General features: G+C 54.3%; 19 protein-coding genes. 4 read left to right on the plus strand and 15 right to left on the minus strand.

All coding sequences use genetic code 11. The features are described 5' to 3' along the window. The first annotated feature begins 72 nt into the window (after positions 1-72). Entirely contained in the window at positions 73-1821 is a 1749-nt protein-coding gene (locus tag MWU64_RS04830) for an ABC transporter substrate-binding protein (protein WP_247061870.1), read from the plus strand. 133 nt (positions 1822-1954) lie between these two features. Beyond that, on the plus strand, positions 1955-2176 hold the full coding sequence (locus MWU64_RS04835; protein ID WP_247061872.1) for a hypothetical protein: 222 nt from the start codon (positions 1955-1957) through the stop codon (positions 2174-2176). 34 nt (positions 2177-2210) lie between these two features. Here the strand turns inward: MWU64_RS04835 and hemH are convergent, their stop codons facing one another. The 4 genes from hemH to MWU64_RS04855 form a co-directional block, all read right to left on the minus strand. Continuing rightward, on the minus strand, positions 2211-3323 hold the full coding sequence (hemH, locus tag MWU64_RS04840; protein ID WP_247061874.1) for a ferrochelatase: 1113 nt from the start codon (positions 3321-3323) through the stop codon (positions 2211-2213). Positions 3324-3346: 23 nt separating this feature from the next. After that, positions 3347-3781 carry a TIGR01244 family sulfur transferase gene (locus MWU64_RS04845; protein ID WP_247061876.1) on the minus strand — a complete coding sequence of 145 codons (435 nt, stop codon included), beginning with the start codon at positions 3779-3781 and terminating at the stop codon, positions 3347-3349. Positions 3782-3858: 77 nt separating this feature from the next. Beyond that, a complete protein-coding gene (locus tag MWU64_RS04850; protein ID WP_247061878.1) occupies positions 3859-4284 on the minus strand; it encodes a DUF6691 family protein in 426 nt (141 codons plus the stop codon). Positions 4285-4288: 4 nt separating this feature from the next. Continuing rightward, complete coding sequence (locus MWU64_RS04855) at positions 4289-4726, minus strand: YeeE/YedE family protein (RefSeq protein ID WP_247061880.1); 438 nt, start codon at positions 4724-4726, stop codon at positions 4289-4291. 351 nt (positions 4727-5077) lie between these two features. Here MWU64_RS04855 and MWU64_RS04860 point away from each other — a divergent pair, with 351 nt between their 5' ends. Next, positions 5078-5500: a phasin family protein gene (locus MWU64_RS04860; RefSeq protein ID WP_247061882.1), complete on the plus strand. Its 423-nt coding sequence runs from the start codon at positions 5078-5080 to the stop codon at positions 5498-5500. A gap of 8 nt (positions 5501-5508) precedes the next feature. On the opposite strand, the gene MWU64_RS04865 is transcribed toward MWU64_RS04860, so the two are convergent. The 10 genes from MWU64_RS04865 to MWU64_RS04910 all read right to left on the minus strand — a co-directional run bounded on the left by MWU64_RS04865 (position 5509) and on the right by MWU64_RS04910 (position 13980). Next, the gene (locus tag MWU64_RS04865; RefSeq protein WP_247061884.1) at positions 5509-6138 is read right to left on the minus strand and encodes a TetR/AcrR family transcriptional regulator; all 630 of its coding nucleotides are present in this window, start codon (positions 6136-6138) and stop codon (positions 5509-5511) included. A gap of 18 nt (positions 6139-6156) precedes the next feature. Beyond that, positions 6157-6969, minus strand: a complete 813-nt coding sequence (gene xthA / locus MWU64_RS04870) for an exodeoxyribonuclease III (protein WP_247061886.1) — start codon at positions 6967-6969, stop codon at positions 6157-6159. An 88-nt stretch (positions 6970-7057) separates the two neighbouring features. Next, positions 7058-7795: a hypothetical protein gene (locus MWU64_RS04875; protein ID WP_247061888.1), complete on the minus strand. Its 738-nt coding sequence runs from the start codon at positions 7793-7795 to the stop codon at positions 7058-7060. Then, a complete protein-coding gene (locus tag MWU64_RS04880) occupies positions 7792-8316 on the minus strand; it encodes a DUF2878 domain-containing protein (RefSeq protein WP_247061890.1) in 525 nt (174 codons plus the stop codon). The genes MWU64_RS04875 and MWU64_RS04880 overlap by 4 nt, the downstream gene beginning before the upstream one ends. Beyond that, complete coding sequence (locus MWU64_RS04885; RefSeq protein WP_247061892.1) at positions 8313-9587, minus strand: cyclopropane-fatty-acyl-phospholipid synthase family protein; 1275 nt, start codon at positions 9585-9587, stop codon at positions 8313-8315. Before MWU64_RS04885 ends, MWU64_RS04880 begins: the two co-directional genes overlap by 4 nt. Beyond that, a complete protein-coding gene (locus MWU64_RS04890; protein WP_247061894.1) occupies positions 9575-10471 on the minus strand; it encodes a DUF1365 domain-containing protein in 897 nt (298 codons plus the stop codon). Before MWU64_RS04890 ends, MWU64_RS04885 begins: the two co-directional genes overlap by 13 nt. 2 nt (positions 10472-10473) lie before the next feature. Next, positions 10474-11739, minus strand: coding sequence for an FAD-dependent oxidoreductase (locus MWU64_RS04895; RefSeq protein ID WP_247061896.1), 1266 nt, complete (start codon positions 11737-11739; stop codon positions 10474-10476). A 26-nt stretch (positions 11740-11765) separates the two neighbouring features. After that, positions 11766-12554, minus strand: a complete 789-nt coding sequence (locus tag MWU64_RS04900; protein ID WP_247061898.1) for an SDR family NAD(P)-dependent oxidoreductase — start codon at positions 12552-12554, stop codon at positions 11766-11768. Then, the gene (locus tag MWU64_RS04905) at positions 12551-13021 is read right to left on the minus strand and encodes a nuclear transport factor 2 family protein (RefSeq protein WP_247061900.1); all 471 of its coding nucleotides are present in this window, start codon (positions 13019-13021) and stop codon (positions 12551-12553) included. Before MWU64_RS04905 ends, MWU64_RS04900 begins: the two co-directional genes overlap by 4 nt. After that, a complete protein-coding gene (locus MWU64_RS04910; RefSeq protein WP_247061902.1) occupies positions 13021-13980 on the minus strand; it encodes an acyl-CoA desaturase in 960 nt (319 codons plus the stop codon). The genes MWU64_RS04905 and MWU64_RS04910 overlap by 1 nt, the downstream gene beginning before the upstream one ends. Before the next feature lie 8 nt (positions 13981-13988). Between MWU64_RS04910 and MWU64_RS04915 the strand changes: the two genes are divergently transcribed. After that, on the plus strand, positions 13989-15005 hold the full coding sequence (locus tag MWU64_RS04915) for an FAD-dependent oxidoreductase (RefSeq protein ID WP_281496236.1): 1017 nt from the start codon (positions 13989-13991) through the stop codon (positions 15003-15005). Positions 15006-15021: 16 nt separating this feature from the next. On the opposite strand, the gene MWU64_RS04920 is transcribed toward MWU64_RS04915, so the two are convergent. Then, a complete protein-coding gene (locus tag MWU64_RS04920; protein WP_247061912.1) occupies positions 15022-16500 on the minus strand; it encodes a phosphohydrolase in 1479 nt (492 codons plus the stop codon). Positions 16501-16535 lie beyond the last annotated feature (35 nt).

Here is a 16535-nt window from a genome sequence, read left to right on the forward strand (position 1 = left end):
ACGTGATGTTGCAGTAAACCCCGAGTGCGGTTTGTGACGCTCTCTCAATAACAACAGTAAAAGAGGTCGGATATGTCCAAGAATAAAAAACATCCCGGGGCCCTGATACTCAGCGCGGCTATTGCGGCGGCGACGATGGGGCTAAGCCTGCAAGCCTACGCGGATCGGTATTCAGACGCCGCGGAAAAGTGGGTGACGAACGAGTTCAAGCGATCCACCTTGACCAAAGAGCAGCAACTGGAAGAGCTGGCCTGGTTCACCAACGCTGCCAAAGCCTTCCGTGGTATGGAAATCAACGTGGTTTCTGAAACCATCGCGACCCATGAGTACGAATCGAATGTGTTAGCCAAAGCGTTCTCCGAGATTACCGGTATCAAGCTGAACCACACGCTGATTCAGGAAGGCGACGTTATTGAGAAGCTGCAGACACAAATGCAGTCCGGTCGAAATATTTACGACGGCTATGTCAACGACTCGGATCTAATCGGTACCCACGTTCGCTATGGCAAGGTAGTTGCGGTAGAAGACATCATGAATGGTCCGGGCAAAGAGTTGACGCTGCCAACTCTCGATCTTGATGATTTTATCGGGCTGGATTTCACGACCGGCCCGGATGGCAAGCTATACCAGCTGCCAAGCCAGCAATTTGCCAACCTGTATTGGTTCCGTGCGGACTGGTTCGAAAGGGACGATCTGAAAAAGCAGTTCAAGGAGCGCTACGGTTACGAGTTGGGGGTTCCCATCAACTGGTCTGCGTATGAAGACATCGCCGAGTTTTTCACGGTTCACGTGAAGGAGATCGACGGTGAAAAAGTCTACGGCCACATGGATTACGGCAAGAAAGACCCGTCCCTAGGCTGGCGCTTTACCGATGCCTGGTTCTCTATGGCCGGAGCTGGCGATAAGGGGTTGCCGAACGGATTGCCGGTGGACGAGTGGGGCATACGGGTTGAGGACTGCCATCCGGTGGGTTCTAACGTGTCGCGTGGCGGCGCCACAAACGGGCCAGCCGCTGTTTACGCAACAACCAAATACGTGGAGTGGATGGAGAAGTACGCGCCGCCTGAAGCGACCGGCATGACCTTCTCTGAATCCGGTCCTGTTCCGGCTCAAGGAAATATTGCCCAACAGGTGTTCTGGTACACCGCTTTCACGGCCAGCATGATTGAAGATGGTTTGCCGGTTGTGAATGAAGACGGCACGCCTAAATGGCGCATGGCACCTTCACCGAGGGGGCCGTACTGGGAAGAGGGCATGAAACTGGGTTATCAGGATGTGGGGTCCTGGACCTTCCTGAATTCAACGCCCGAAAAGCGCCGTTTGGCTGCGTGGCTCTACGCCCAGTTCACGGTAGCAAAGACCGTGTCCTTAGAAAAAACCATCGCTGGGCTGACGCCGATTCGTGACTCCGACATCAACTCGGACTACATGACAGAAATGGCCCCCAAACTCGGCGGACTGGTTGAATTCTATCGCAGCCCGGCGCGCGTTCAGTGGACCCCAACCGGTACCAACGTGCCGGACTATCCGAAACTGGCGCAACTATGGTGGCAGTACATTGCTCAAGCGGCCAGTGGCGAAGCAACACCGCAAGAAGCACTGAATGGTCTGGCCGATGCTCAGGACCGTGTGATGGAGCGCTTGGAGCGGGCTAATGTCATGCCTAATTGTGGGCCTAAATTGAATAAGCCTCGCGATCCTCAGTATTGGTTGGATCAGCCCGGTGCTCCGAAACCGAAGTTGGCCAACGAAAAAGCTCAGGGTAAGACGGTTCCGTATCAAGAGTTGCTGAAAACCTGGGAGGATGCTCGTCAAAACTAGCCTCTGACTGGATCTGCTCAGCTATCTAAGCCGGGCAGATCCACTCATCCTTCGGCCTCGTCCGTCTATCCTCGTATTGCTTTCGTTCCGCTGTTTCGTGACCATGAAGATGCACTAAATGATGAGGTGTTTTATGGCGAACAACGAAAAAATCACCGAGCAGGACGAACGAAAGAATCGTCGGTTTTCGGTATCGGCTAACCGTGGCAATGCCAGCCACCGGATTCGTTATGTCGAATCGGGCGGAGCGGCTGTTGATACAGAAGAATGTACGTTCTGCCAGGCTTTGCCGGATGTAGAGCAGAAAGGAGAGGTGGCGAAGACTGAAATTACAAAAGGCCACCAGCCCGGCTGAGCATAGTGGCCTTTGGATTCAAGCGCGCATAGGCTTAAAGGTCGGTTCGGCCCGGGAAGGTGGCCTGCTTGCGCGCTTCTGCGCATTTTGCCCGCGCTTCCAGTTGTTCGCTGTCATTGGAAGGCACGGTCCAGCCTTTTATATTCTCTTCAACAAGCTCCACAAGAGCGTCGATATGCCCGGGTGTTGCGTTCAGGCAGGGGATGTAGGCAAACGCCTCACCTCCCGCTTCCATGAAGTATTCCCTGTTTTCCTCATCAATTTCCTCAACCGTTTCCAGGCAATCCGCAGAAAAGCCGGGGCAGAAAACATCGATCGATTTCACGCCACTAGCCGGCAATGATTTCAGGGTTGCGTCGGTATAGGGCTGCAACCATTCCTCGCGGCCAAAACGGGATTGGAACGTTGTGAGGTATTCGTCTGCTTTTAACCCTAACCGCTCGGCCAACAAACGCGACGTTTTGTGGCACTCGCAGTGATACGGGTCCCCTTTAAGCAGGTACTTCAGCGGAATGCCGTGATAAGACAGGATTAGCTTCTGCTTGCGCCCGTGTGCCGCCCAATGGGCCTCGATGTGCTGAGCCATGGCTTCGATATAAGCGGGGAAGTCATGGTAATGGGATACGAAACGGAAGTCCGGAAGCCAGCGGCGCCCCATGAAGTCTTTGGAGACAGCGTCAAAGGTTGAGGCAGAGGTGGATGCCGAATATTGCGGATAAAGGGGGAGTACCAGCAGTTTGGTGACACCCTGTTGCTGCATTTCGTCCAGTACACGGGTAATTGATGGATTGCCGTAGCGCATGGCAAAGCCCACCACCACGTTATTACCGTATCGAGCCTGCAAGGCTTCACGAATACCTTCGGCTTGTTTGGCGGTGTGCACCAGTAGCGGAGATCCCTCCGGGGACCAAACCCCTGCATAGGCTTTCGCGCTTCGCTTGGGGCGAATGCGCAGGATAACGCTGTGCAGTATCAGCCACCAGAGTGGCCGAGGTACTTCGACTACGCGTGGGTCCCATAAAAATTCAGCCAGATATCGTCTTAACGCTGAAGGGGTGGGAGCATCGGGTGTGCCCAAATTGGTGACAAGAACACCCAGGCGCTCGGCCTGGCTATGGCTGAAGTTTTCAGTCCCTTTGTATGGCATTGAAACTTTCCGGTTGTGGGGTGTTAACTTTGGTTATTCTGCTGCTGCGTATGCATACGGCCAATAAGCCCGGTGAGATCATAACCGGCCTGATAAGCTTTGGAGAGCAGATCCTGAGGATCCTGGTCCCGTGCTGAACTCAGCGCCCAAAGCACGGTGCAGCGGGTACCAGAGCGGCAAAACGCTAAAGCCGGTTTATCTGCCTCTGCGAACATAGGGGCGAACGCATCGACATCTTCATCCGTAATATGGCCGGACGCAACGGGCAGATACACCCACTTTAACCCATGTTCCTCGGCCGTTGCTTTGATGTCGGTCATGGGAGGTTGACCGTATTCTTCGCCATCGGGTCGGTTCGCGATCAAGGTTTTGAAGCCGAGGCGAGCTATTTCAGCGATATCTTCGATCGCAATCTGGGGCGAAACAGATAGGTTGTCGTCAATTTTTCTGATATCCACGGGGCTTCTCCAGGGGTTGGATGAACCGGGCTAATCGTTAGCCCGGCACTGTTACGCGCGTAATTACCGAAATTAATTCAGGATTGCGCGCGTTTCCGTTCGATCAATTCAAAGAGCATCATACCTGCCACCATGGATGCGACAAAGACTATCCCTTTAATTTCACCTGCACCAACCGCAACCAGTGCTGGCCCCGGGCAGAAGCCGGCAACGCCCCAGCCCACACCAAACAGTAAGCTACCGCCCACAAGGCGCTTATCAATCTTGGTGCTGGTGGGCAGCTTCATGTTAAAACCGAGCAACGATAACGTGCGCTTTTTGGCCACCGTGAAGGCCACTAAACCGACCAGAATGGCACCACCCATAACTAAGGCAAGCGACGGGTCCCACAGGCCGGCAAGATCGAGGAAACCCAGCACTTTTGCGGGGTTGGCCAAGCCAGAAATGATCAGCCCCAAACCAAAGATTAAGCCGGAAACTAATGCGGTGAGATTGTATTTCATGGGATCAGGCTCCGATCAGATGGCGAATGATGTAAACGGTAATAAAGCCGGTTGCCATGAAGCTTAGGGTGGCAACCAGCGAACGAGGCGATAGTCGTGAAAGGCCGCACACGCCGTGACCACTGGTGCATCCGGAGCCGTAGCGCGTACCCACGCCCACCAAAAGGCCTGCAATGATCAGAGCCGGAAAACCTGCATTGACTTCGATTTCCGGTAACTCTGCAAACAGCCTCCAGACAATCGGGGTTCCGATTAAGCCGCCGAGAAAGGCCATGCGCCAGAGCATGTCGTTGCGCACCGGGGTTAGCAGTCCGCCGAGAATGCCGCTGATGCCGGCGATTCGACCGTTAAACAGAAGGAAGCTGGCGGCAGCCAGGCCTACCAGAATACCGCCAGCCAAAGCGCTGACGGGTGTGAATTCACTCCAGGCAATATCTATCATGCTTTACTCCGGTTAAGTGTGCGTTTTGGAATAAGCATATAATAACAGGAAATAAGGGCAAAAAAAGCCCGGCTTGGGAGGCCGGGCAGAGGCGTGCGAGTAGTATCCATGAAAGACTTCCAGACAAACCGGCATCAACGGGGACACCGGTATTGAGAAGTATTGACCATATTTCGTACAACTCAAGCTTTGCCCCGACTCCTTTGAAAACATTTCTTCATATGCCGCCGTTCTTTATATTGCAGCCCGCCGTTATGCGGGTTTCAGGAGGGTAGCCGCAACCACTGCAATCAACAGGTGGGTGTAATATAATGCGTAAATAACCCTATCGCCCGTATTTAAGAGGTACTCATGTCGGATCACGATGATCATAACCCGGAGACAGATCCGCATCTGCCGGGAAAGATTAAAGACTCTGCTCGTCAGATCTGGTTGGCTGGGCTTGGTGCCTACACCAAGGCAGAAGAAGATGCCGGTAAGTTTTTCGAGCGGCTGGTTCAGGAAGGCGAACAGCTGGAATCCAAAACCCGAGGTGTTGTTGGTAAACAGATTCGCACCGTGGAAGACCGGGTAGGTGAAGTGCGTGAGCGGGCAACCGGCACCTGGGATAAGCTGGAGCATATGTTCGACCAACGGGTATCCGGAGCCTTGCGCCGATTGGGGATTCACCGCAAAGAAGATATTCAGGCGTTGGAGAGTCGCATCGAATACCTGGAAGCGGAGTTGGCCAAACTTCGCGGAAGGACCGCAAACGGTAACGATGAAGAAGAATAGGCTGAGGATTACAGATAAGTCTCGCTGATCAGCAGGACTTCCTCTTTGTGCTCTTCGGTGAGGTGGGGCAGTATCAGATGCAAAATCTGGTATACCCCTTTTCCGGGATCGACAAATTCGCGATCATCCAGATGCGAAAGCGTATCGAAACTGCTCCAGTAGCAAACGGTCAAGGTGAGCTGCTGGCACAACGCGCTCAGCTCTGCAGGCCCGATTGCCATTAAACCCTGACGTTTGAAGCTAGTGCACAGGGATTCAAACGCCAGGGTTTTCTTCTTCAGTATGCGCCGAAAACGGACTTGCAGCTGCTCGTATCGAGACAGCACGTTCACCAAGTCCTGGTACATGAACCGATAGCGCGCAACCGCCTCGAACAGGAGGTGCAGAAAGAAGCTGAACTGGTCCAGAGGCACTTCGGCGTCGCCGGGCACGGCAAGCAAATCCAGCATGTCAGCTTCAAAACGTTCGAAAAGCTCTTCAACAATGTCACCTTTACTTTTGAAATGGTAGTAAAGGTTGCCCGGACTGATGTCCAGCTCATCCGAGATCAACAGGGTGGTGACGTTCGGCTCACCCAGGCTGTTGAACAGCTGCAAGCTGGAGTTCAGTATCCTGTCCCTGGTTTTTATTTTCTTCATGACGGATCGGTTGGCCTGTCAGAGTTCGAAGCTGGCCCAGATGGGGCAGTGGTCAGAGGGGCGCTCCATAGCCCGAATCTCATAACTGACGCCGGCATCTTTAGCTTTGGGCAGCAAGCTGTCATTTGCCATAACCAGATCGATACGAAGTCCTCGCTTGGGTTCGCGCTCAAAGCCTTTGCTGCGGTAATCAAACCAGCTGTATGTATCGGCTTCATCCGGGTTCAGGTGCCGGAACACATCGGTAAATCCTCGCGCTTCTACTTGGCCCAACCATTCCCGCTCTTCCGGCAAGAAACTGCATTTACCGGAACGTAGCCAACGTTTGGCGTTGTCCGGGCCAATGCCTATGTCTTTGTCGGTTGGCGAAATATTCATATCGCCCATCAAGACAACATGGCCGGGGCGCTTGTTCAGCTCGTCCAGAAAATCCATCAGATCGGCGTAGAACTTTTTCTTGGCCGGGAACTTGATGGGGTGGTCCCTGTTTTCCCCCTGAGGGAAGTAGCCGTTGATAACGGTAAGCGGTTCGCCGTTTACCGTGAAATGCCCGGTAATGAGCCTGCGCTGTGCGTCTTCGTCATCGCTTGGGTAACCTTTCACCACTTCATCGGGCGCTTGCCTGGACAGCAGCGCAACGCCGTAGTGGGTCTTCTGACCATGGAAATGCACGTGATAGCCGAGTTCCCGGATCGCCTCCTCCGGGAATTCTTCATCCCTGACCTTGGTTTCCTGAAGCCCGATGAAATCAGGGTTCAGCTGGTCAATAACCGCCGCCAGTTGGTGCAAGCGAGTGCGGATACTGTTGACGTTGAACGACACGAACATCATGGTTTTGGAGTCTCCGAATCAGTTTGGCCCGGAGTTTACCACATCGATGGGGGATAACCGTTTGGCCGAATGGCCGCGGGGCAGCGCTTCACAAAGTCAGATCGCAGTCCGGGTAGTTAATGATGCGGTATCGGATGTGGGCGGTATGATTCGTTTTACGATCGGCCCGGATGTTGGTTAGACCCTGATAGTGCGTCAAGGCGCCTTGCCGGTTGTAACCCAAAATGATGGGATCAACCAGAAACCGCAAAACCAGACTGGTGGGGCGTATCTTAACCACCACTTCGGCGTTAATATTTTCTTTGGGCGCCGGTTCAAGAACAAACCCGTATTGGTCCCCGCGAGTGGGAGCCAGAAAGCGGAACGGCAGCGATTCACCCGCGATGACCGCTTGCCAGTTGGCGCGGACAAACTGATCAAAACCGGCATCGACCACCAAATGATGATCGAAGGACACCTGAAACTGTTTACGATTTTCAGCCGGTGGTTGCCAGTCGATGGTGAGCTGTTTTAACTGTGGGTAACGAATCTCCAACGTTTCGTCGAAATCCGGCTGGCGGAATACCACACTGGGCCGGCTGGGGTGCTGACCGTACTCCAGGGTTTTTACCGCAAACCGCCGATCATCGGGGCCTTCGTGATAGGTGACGGTATGCTTGAAAGGTTCGAACCCGGCATCCGTGCAGATTCCGGTGACTTGGTGCCGTTCTTCGTAAAGTTCGCTTTTTGTCTCAAGCGATTCGGCGGTTCCGTGAAATTCAAACGTTGCGGCCGCTGTCGGTCCGCTGAGTAAGCATAATCCCCAGAGAATTACCCATCGACTCATGGTGCCAACTCCCGAACCATCCGGTTACGAAAGAACAGTAATAATGGAAACAGCACGAACCAGCCAGCGCCAAGAGCGGCCAGAGAAACGGTTTGGTTAGGTAATGTCACTGCGCCCAGCTTGCTGGCGGACCAGTAGGCAAGCGAGCCAGCGAACGGCGCTAATACGAACGGAAGCCATGCTCGTTGAGCAACCCAGCTGAGCGAGTGGCACAGGGTCGTCATGAAGAGCGCCCAGATAGCAATGAGCCAGATCGGCGCAAACCCGGGGGCCTCCGTGCCCTCGAGGCCGAGAATGCCGGTTCGAAACCATAAGGAATCCAAGAGGCTGCCTAGCAAGATGCCAACCGCGATGAATCGGACCTCCGCGCCGGGCCTACGGCTGACCAGCATCAGGTGGGTTGCGAGAATCAGCACGGCCAACCCAGTCGCTGCAAGGCCCGGATAGAGCACGCACACGAACCAGCCGGCTTGAAACAGCAAAAAGTTAACCGTATTCCGGCCGGTTTCAGAAAGAATCACGACGAGGCAATGCTGCCGTGCTTGTTGGCAGGCTTGGCCATCATCAGGTGAGCGACGCCAATGGCCCGTTCGCTAAAGCCCGCTTCACAATAGGCAAAATAGAACTGCCACAGGCGCTGGAACTCGGTGTCATAACCTTGTTCCGCCAAAACCTCGCGCTTGGCCATAAAACGCTCACACCAATCATGCAAAGTTCGGGCATAGTGGAAGCCGAAATCATCCACCTGCGTAAGTACCAGATCAGAGCCTCTTTGCATCGAGCCCAGAATGGCACCAAAAGACGGAATGAAACTGCCCGGGAAGATATAACGTTGGATAAAGTCCACGTTCTTTAGTGCGCGCTCGTAACGCTGCTCCGGCATATTGATCGCTTGTACCAGCGCTATACCGTCGGGTTTAAGCAGCGCGCTGATTTGGCTCAGGTAACTGTCCAGAAAGTCGGGGCCAACCGCTTCGATCATCTCAATGGAAACCAGCTTGTCGAATTGGCCGGACAGGTCACGATAATCGTCAAACAACAGCGTAATTTTGTCTTCCAGACCTTCGGATTCTACGCGGGCTTGGGCCAGCGCCCATTGCTCCTTCGAAATCGTTGTGGTGGTTACATGGCAGCCGTAATGCTTCGCGGCGTGAATGGCAAAACCGCCCCAGCCGGTGCCGATTTCCATCACTTGATCACCGGGCTGAAGGTCGAGCTTTCGGCAGATCACGTCAAGCTTGTGTACGGCGGCTTCTTCAAGGCTGGCGTCCGGGTGAGGGTATATCGCTGAGGAATACATCATGGTTGGGTCAAGAAACTGGCTGAACAAATCGTTACCCAAATCATAATGGGCGCTGATGTTCTTGCGTGACCCTTCAGGCGTGTTCCGGTTCAACCAATGCAAGCCTTTGAGTGCCGGCTTGCTCACCCAGCTGAATTTGTCCTCGAAAGCATTCATGGTGTCGAGGTTGCGGGTAAAAAATCGCAGCAAGGCCACAAGGTCGGGGGAGTTCCAGTCGCCCGCCACGAAGGATTCTGCAGCACCTACGCTACCGCCAGTAACCAGGTCGCGCCAGGTACTGTGATTGTGTATGACCAGTTCGGCAGCGGGGTAAGTTGGATCGTCGTTGCCGAACACTAAATCATCGAAACCCGTCTGCCGAATTCGGAGCGTGCCTTCGCCGAGTTGGGCCAGCTGATTACAAACGAGATGCTTTGCAATCCGGCTCACCAGCGGCATGCGCTCGGCTGCCAGGCCCGATTTGTTGGTGGAGGTGTTCACGTTCTCCATGAGGTTACCCTTCCTGTCAAAGTTGTATCCGGTTGTGCCAAAGAGTCTGGCTCGGTGATGTCTAAGCCCTGATCCTCTGTGCCCCTGCGGTATTCCGGCATATGCGAGTCAAGTTTGTCCGGGTGCGTGTAAAAAGGGGCGCCTTTCAGCTTCAGCTTCAGGGCGTTCCAGTAAATGCCAGCGACGCCTTTCAGAGTTTCCACTGGGAACCGGCAAAGGCTCTTGTGAAGGGTTGTACGATTGAGTGCAGTGCGTTGGACCACCAATGTCGCATCAAACTGTTTCTGTTGCTCCTGCTCGACGTTCATATGGATGCGCAGGTCAGCACCTCGAAAGTTGAACAGCCATTGGTAATGCTGGTCCATACCGTTGAAGGGTGACACGTGGAAGCGTTTGCTGAACGCAAAACGCTCGGTTTGCCATTGTCCTGAACGGGGGCCGGGGTGCTGGCATTCCAGGCAGTACACGTGCCGCTCTTTCCAAGGCGTGTTGGTGATTTGCGCAAGGATAACTTTCGGAACGTCACCATTGCCGGGATTTCGGCCTTGCTCGTAGCACAGATAAAAACTCACCGGGTTAAAGATGTGGCCGAGATAGCGTGGGTGGGTAATGAGCTGGACAGGGCCATCCGGCCACCAGCCGGTGGCAGCCTGGACCCGTTGACTCACCGCGTCGCGTAGATTTGGCTGGTCGGGATCAAGGTAATCCTTGCGCCGCAGTGCCAACCAGTTGAACCGTTCCAGTGAGAAAAACGGGCTGATGCCGGTCACCGTGTTCCATTCGTCCACATCCAATGCCAGCATGCCAATGTTGTAGTTAAACTCATGCTGTGTCGGGTGCTTACGCCGATGTCTTATCGTGCCTTCTAGCCATTCGCTGGCCATAATCAAAGCTCCAGCCCGAAGGCGTTCGCCACCCGTAATGCACTGCGAACCCCGTCTTCATGAAAGCCGTTGAACCAGTAAGCGCCACAAAAATGCGTACGGTTGTGGTCGCCGATTTCGTGGTAACGCTCTTGGGCGGCGACTGCATCCATCGTAAACACCGGGTGGTCGTACTCGAAACGTTTGATGACTTTGTCAGGGGCGATATCACTGCTGCGGTTCAGGGTGACGCAAAAGGTTTCGGGTGCATCGTCAAAGTTCTGCAGAGTGTTCATGTTGTAGGTGACTGATACCGGCTGACTACTGTGTTCCGGAACCATGTAATTCCAAGCCGCCCAAGCCAGTGGATTGGAGGGCAACACACTGGCGTCGGTGTGAAGCACTACATCATTTTTCTGATAGCCGATAGCGCCCAGAATCGCCTGCTCCTTATCCGTAGGGTTGCTGAGCATCGCCAAGGCTTGATCGCTGTGGCAGGCAAGAACGACTTGATCAAACCGATGGCTCTTTCCATTCGAGACGATGGTGACGCCGTCTGCATCACGCTGAATGTCCGACACCGGGCTGTTCAGATGGGTTTTGTCGCCAATCCGTTCCATCATCCGTGTTACGTAGGTGGCGGAACCACCGGAAATCACCCGCCAGGTTGGTCGGTCATCCACAGATAGCATGCCGTGGTTATTAAAGAACTGCAGGAAAAAACGAATCGGAAATTGTTCCAGAACAAGCTCAGGCGCAGACCAGATAGCCGCGCCCATCGGAACGATGTAGTGCTTGCGGAAATAATGGCTGTAGCGATTGCGATTCAAATACTCGCCCAGTGTTTCGCCTTCGGGGATTTGGCCGTCCGCCAGATCCGCCCTGGATTCTTTATTGAAGCGAAGAATCTCCCGAACCATTTTCAGGAACTTGAAATTAAACAGATTGCGACGTTGCGCAAACAGAGTGTTCAGGCTGGTGCCGTTGTATTGCAGGCCTGTGGCGTGAGAATCCACACTGAAACTCATGGAACTGACCTCCGAAGCCACGCCGAGACGATCCATCAATTTGATGAAATTAGGGTAGGTCCAATCGTTGAACACTATAAACCCGGTATTCACTGGCCAGCTTTTTCCGCCTGATGTGACGTATTCGGTATTGGTGTGGCCACCGGCATAATCGGCAGCCTCGAAAAGTTCAACATCGTGATGTTCACTGAGCAACCACGCAGCGGTTAAGCCAGATACTCCGGCCCCGATTACGGCAATCCGTTGGCGTTCCTGATTCATCAAAACAATTCCTGTGGCAGATCTATTCAAAGGTTGTTATCGGTTTTCCGGGCCATCGAGGCGGCCATCCGGTCAATCAAGCCCTGGGGCAAGCAGCCAAGTGCTTTCAGGGTCCAGGTGAAGCGCCGGGGAAACGCAATTTCCCGTTTACCTCTGGCGAGTCCCTGATGAATACGGCTTGCGGCTTCCTTGGCACTGACCATAAAGGGCATGGGAAAATCGTTCTTGTCGGTTAACGGGGTTTTTACAAAGCCGGGGGAAACCACCACCACCTCGATCCCCTCCGCGGCCAAATCGGCGCGCAAAGATTGGGCGAAATAAGTCAGGGCAGCCTTGGATGCGCCATAACCCTCGGCACGGCTGAACGGAAACCACCATGCCGAGGAGCTGACAATCACCACACTCGCCGGTTTGCCTTGGGCGCGGGTAGCCCGAAGGGCAGGCAGGGCAACATCCAGGCAGCGGGCGGTGCCCAGTAGGTTAGTAGTGAGGTTGGCTTCGATAACGGAACTGTCGTATTCAGCCACATCCAGGTATTCACAGGTGCCTGCGTTCAGAATAACCATGTCCAGATCGCCAAATTGTCTCAGCGAACCGGCCAAGGCGGAAAGCTCCTCTGGATTGGTGGTATCCGCCACTGCCGTATGGATCTGTGCCGGCCAATTCATGGCCAGTTTTTCAAGAGGTTGTTGGCGCCGGCCGCTGATCACAAGTTTGTGGCCATGGCTGGCCAGTTCGTGCACCAGTGCTTCACCGATGCCGGAGGAAGCACCTGTCAGCCAGATGTTGGATTCGGACATCACGCGTTTGCTCATCCCGCATGCCTCTTTACCCAGCGCACTGCGCGGCCTACTAACGGCAAATGTTCGTACAGCAATTCGCCGGCATCAAAATAGTCCCGGTGGAAATGAACTTTGCCATTTTGGATCAGTAAATGGCTCATGCCTTCTACGTAAACCGTTTGACCACGCTGGATTCGCTTGTGGTTCAGCTCCATCACCCACGGTATGCAACACCGTGGGTGCTGCAGAACCGGATCCCCGAAACGGAACTGACACCGGATGACGTTTTGATAGGCACCGGCCATGTATTGGGTTAGAGCATCGAGCCCGACCACCTGACCGAAAGGATCCTGAAACTCGATCTCTTCAGCGTACACCGCCGCCAATTCGTATAGATGGCCTTTATCCAGTTTGTTGTAAAGGTTGCAGAAAGCGTTCAGCGTTATCTGCATGGCCCGGTCTTTGGAGCCAACTTCAACAACGTTATCTGACGGAGTCATTATTTCGGCTTCCTTGATCGGTTTTGGTCAGCAGCCAGTGTTTCTTTGACAACGTGGGGCGGTATCGGAGCCAGGTCCCAAATAATGCCGAGTTTGGACAGCAACCACAGGCCGTACCAGGTAATGTCGATCTCGTACCAGCGAAAGCCTTGGCGCGCTGACTGTGGCCAACGGTGATGGTTGTTGTGCCAACCTTCGCCTAGCGTCAGCAGTGCAAGCCAGAAGTTATTGCGGCTATCGTCATTGGTGTCAAAGCGGCGTTTGCCCCAAACGTGGGAAAGCGAATTGATGGATACGGTGGCATGGAAAAGTGCGACTGTTGAGATAAAGAACCCCCATACCAACAATTGCAGCCCGTTAGTGCCCAGCTCTGGCGCCCAAAAGGCCAATGCCTCACCGAAAAGGTAGATCAGTACCGCGAAGACCGCGGGAACCAGAGCGTCAAAACGGTTGATGAACCGAAGTTCCGGAAACTTGAGCCAATCCCGAACCCGACGTTCATCCATGACAAAGCCCGCGTCGCAGGTAAACCAACCGACGTGCGACCACCAGAACCCACCGTGATGAGGGGAGTGCAGGTCTTCGGGGTGATCCGAATGCTGATGATGGTGCCGATGGTGTGCTGCCCACCAAAGGGGGCCTCGCTGAGCCGCGCTGGCACCTAGAATGCCGAAAATAAACTGTGCAGCCCGGCTGGTTTTGAAGGATTTATGCGCAAAATAACGGTGGTAGAAAGCGGTAATCGAGAACATGCGTAACAGGAAAAAGGCAATAGCAAAGCCGACAGCGAAGGCGCTTGTTCCGGTGTAAAGCGCAAGCAGACACGCCGCGTGAAGCGAAAGGAAGGGAAGCACCCTGATGACGTTGAATTTTCGGCATTGTGTGTCGAGGTGATCCAATCCCGCTTCGGAGTCGAACCATCTTAGAATGTTTGAAAACAAATCATTAACTCGGGTCATAATCAGCCATGGAAAGAGAAACCTTAGATACCCCTAGCATACGCAAGGTTGCCGTCATCGGATCAGGGATGGCCGGATTAACCGCTGCCATTATGCTTGGTAAATCAGGCCATCAGGTGAGAGTGTTTGAAAAAAGTCGCGGGCCGGGTGGTCGGCTGGCATCGAAACGAGTGGCAAACGGTGCGGTAGACGTGGGCGCGCAATACTTCACGGGGCGGAACCCGGATTTTGTGAACTTTTTGAACGACTACGCCGGAGCGGACCGCTTCGGGCCATGGCAGGGGACGTTTGGTTTCCAAAACGCGCAAGAAGGCTGGCAGCCATTTCCTGAAGAAACCCGTTACGTAGGCATTCCACGAATGACCGCAATCACGCGTGGGCTGTCGGAGCATGTGGAATTGACGGCACAGGTTCGTATCGGGCGCATGGTCCGCTCTGGGGCGCGTTGGCAGTTGCTCTGCACGCAAGGCAAGGAGCATGGCTTGTTCGATCAGGTGGTAATAACAGCACCACCTGCTCAGACCCAGAATTTGCTGGCGGCCAGCGGATTGACGCAGCTGTCAGACAAAACCCAAGAGCCGGGCGGCGAAATATTACCATGTTGGGCTGTTGCCGCGCATTTCGCGGAAGCGCCGGATGCCCTATTCGATGCCATGCGGCCGGAGTCTGACGTGCTGTATTGGGTGGCCAACAATTCGTCGAAACCGGGCCGGAACGATTCTGGGCAATGGTGGGTGCTGCATGCCACCCCGGAGTGGACCGAAGCGAACGTGGATGCCACACCTGAACACGTTACGAACCAATTGCTGGCGGCGTTCAGAGAACTGACAGGCTTTGACGGAGCGCTCGTGGATTCGGTTGCGCACCGTTGGTTGTACGCGCGTTCAGTCTCGACCGAACAGCCCGGTTTTTTGTGGGATCAGTATCAAGGCGTTGGCGTCGCGGGAGACTGGTTAGTAGGCGGTCGTGTTGAGGGCGCGTGGGAAAGCGCCAGCCGGCTGGCAGGGGCCATGCAGGCTGGCTGATATCAAGTTGTGGTTATCAGCTGAGGCTCGATGATGTGGGAGCAACATCGGGCTGGCGATAAAAATGGATGATGGTGCCGTCTTCGAACTTCGAGAAGAAGGCGCTCACGTCGGTAATCTTTTTAAGTGAGCGTTTTCGGGTGATCGGGTCTTTTTCGAGCACTTTAATGCCGTTGAAGTTGTCCTGAATGTTGGAGAAACGGGCTTTCATGGTGCAGGTAACCACATCGTCTGCCGACAACCCCAGCTCGCCTGCCAGCCAGTTACTGTGTTTCTGGATTTCTGTTTTGCTTAAGTTCTCGCGCGTATCCAAATGCTTCAGCTTGACCCGGTTGACGATCAGGAACGAGTAGCTCTTGGGTTGTTTGCGGGCGACTTTACGAAATGCTTCCCAGAAAAAACTGTCGGTCAGTTCCGCAAAAAAGCTCATATCACTGAGGCAGGTATCAATCCACTCGAAGCTTTCCGGATCTTCCAGCACTTCGTTGATGGCTTCCCGCAGGAGCCAGTCAAAGCCAAGGGCGGTTTTGTGGCCGTACACTTTGCGGTACATCTGATAGCGGCTGTAAACGAAATCTTCCAGGGCCCCCAAACCTTTGTGAGTAATGGCAAGGCCCATCCAGGGTTCGGAAACATCCCAGCCAAACCGCAAGTTACTCAGCAAGTGGTCAAGATTAAAGCCACCAATGGTCACGGAGCTGTGGAACCCGTCTCGAAGCATGTAGTCAGCGCGGTCCGCATCAATCTCGCCGGATACGATGGACGATAGCAGCCCCATGACCAGTTCAGGCACTTCCTGTTCGCCGTTAGAAGCGGCCAGCGTTTGGTCACCCGCGATAAACGCAAGGAAGGTGTGTGCATGGCGGCAGAAGGTATCGCTCGGCGTTACCTGTGTGGTTTCCATAATGCCAATGATGTCTTCGGCGTGCAGACCAGCAGCCTCCAGATCGACTGACGAGAGCACTTCATGGGCGACGCGCACCGAGTAGTGTTCGTGCTCCAGTTCTTCCGGTTCCTCGGGGTGATAACGGGTATAATCTTCGCCGCGCCACAGTTCGCGAAAACGCTCCGGGCGTGACATAAGCTCGCGAATCTTGCGCGCTTGGGTGAACTGATGAGAAAAACTGGAGTGGCCGCTGTCGTGCAGCAGGCAGCCTAAGCGAATAATCTTGGCGAGGTAATCAATGGCATCCAGTTGATTCAGGCTCAGCTCTGTTTGCTCGCTTAACTGGCGCTCCCGAAGGTAGGCGTCGATCATCGCGCGGAACATGCGCGTACCTACGTGCATGACACCAATGCTGTGCAGGAAACGGGAATGGGTCGCGCCCGGGAACACCAGGCTGAGAATGTCGTTTTGGCAGATGTTGCGCAAACGTTGGAAAAGAGGGTGGTCAATAACCTGGATTTCGTGTCGGTAAAGCGGGATCCCGCCGTGGACCGGGTCCATGATCAGTTTGTCGTAGGCACCCAGAAGGTCGTTGACAGCACGTCGCATGGTTACAAATCCCCCCAAAAAAATCCATATGGCCT

The sequence above is a fragment of the Marinobacter sp. S0848L genome, from assembly GCF_023016065.1.
In the GTDB taxonomy this organism is placed as follows: domain Bacteria; phylum Pseudomonadota; class Gammaproteobacteria; order Pseudomonadales; family Oleiphilaceae; genus Marinobacter.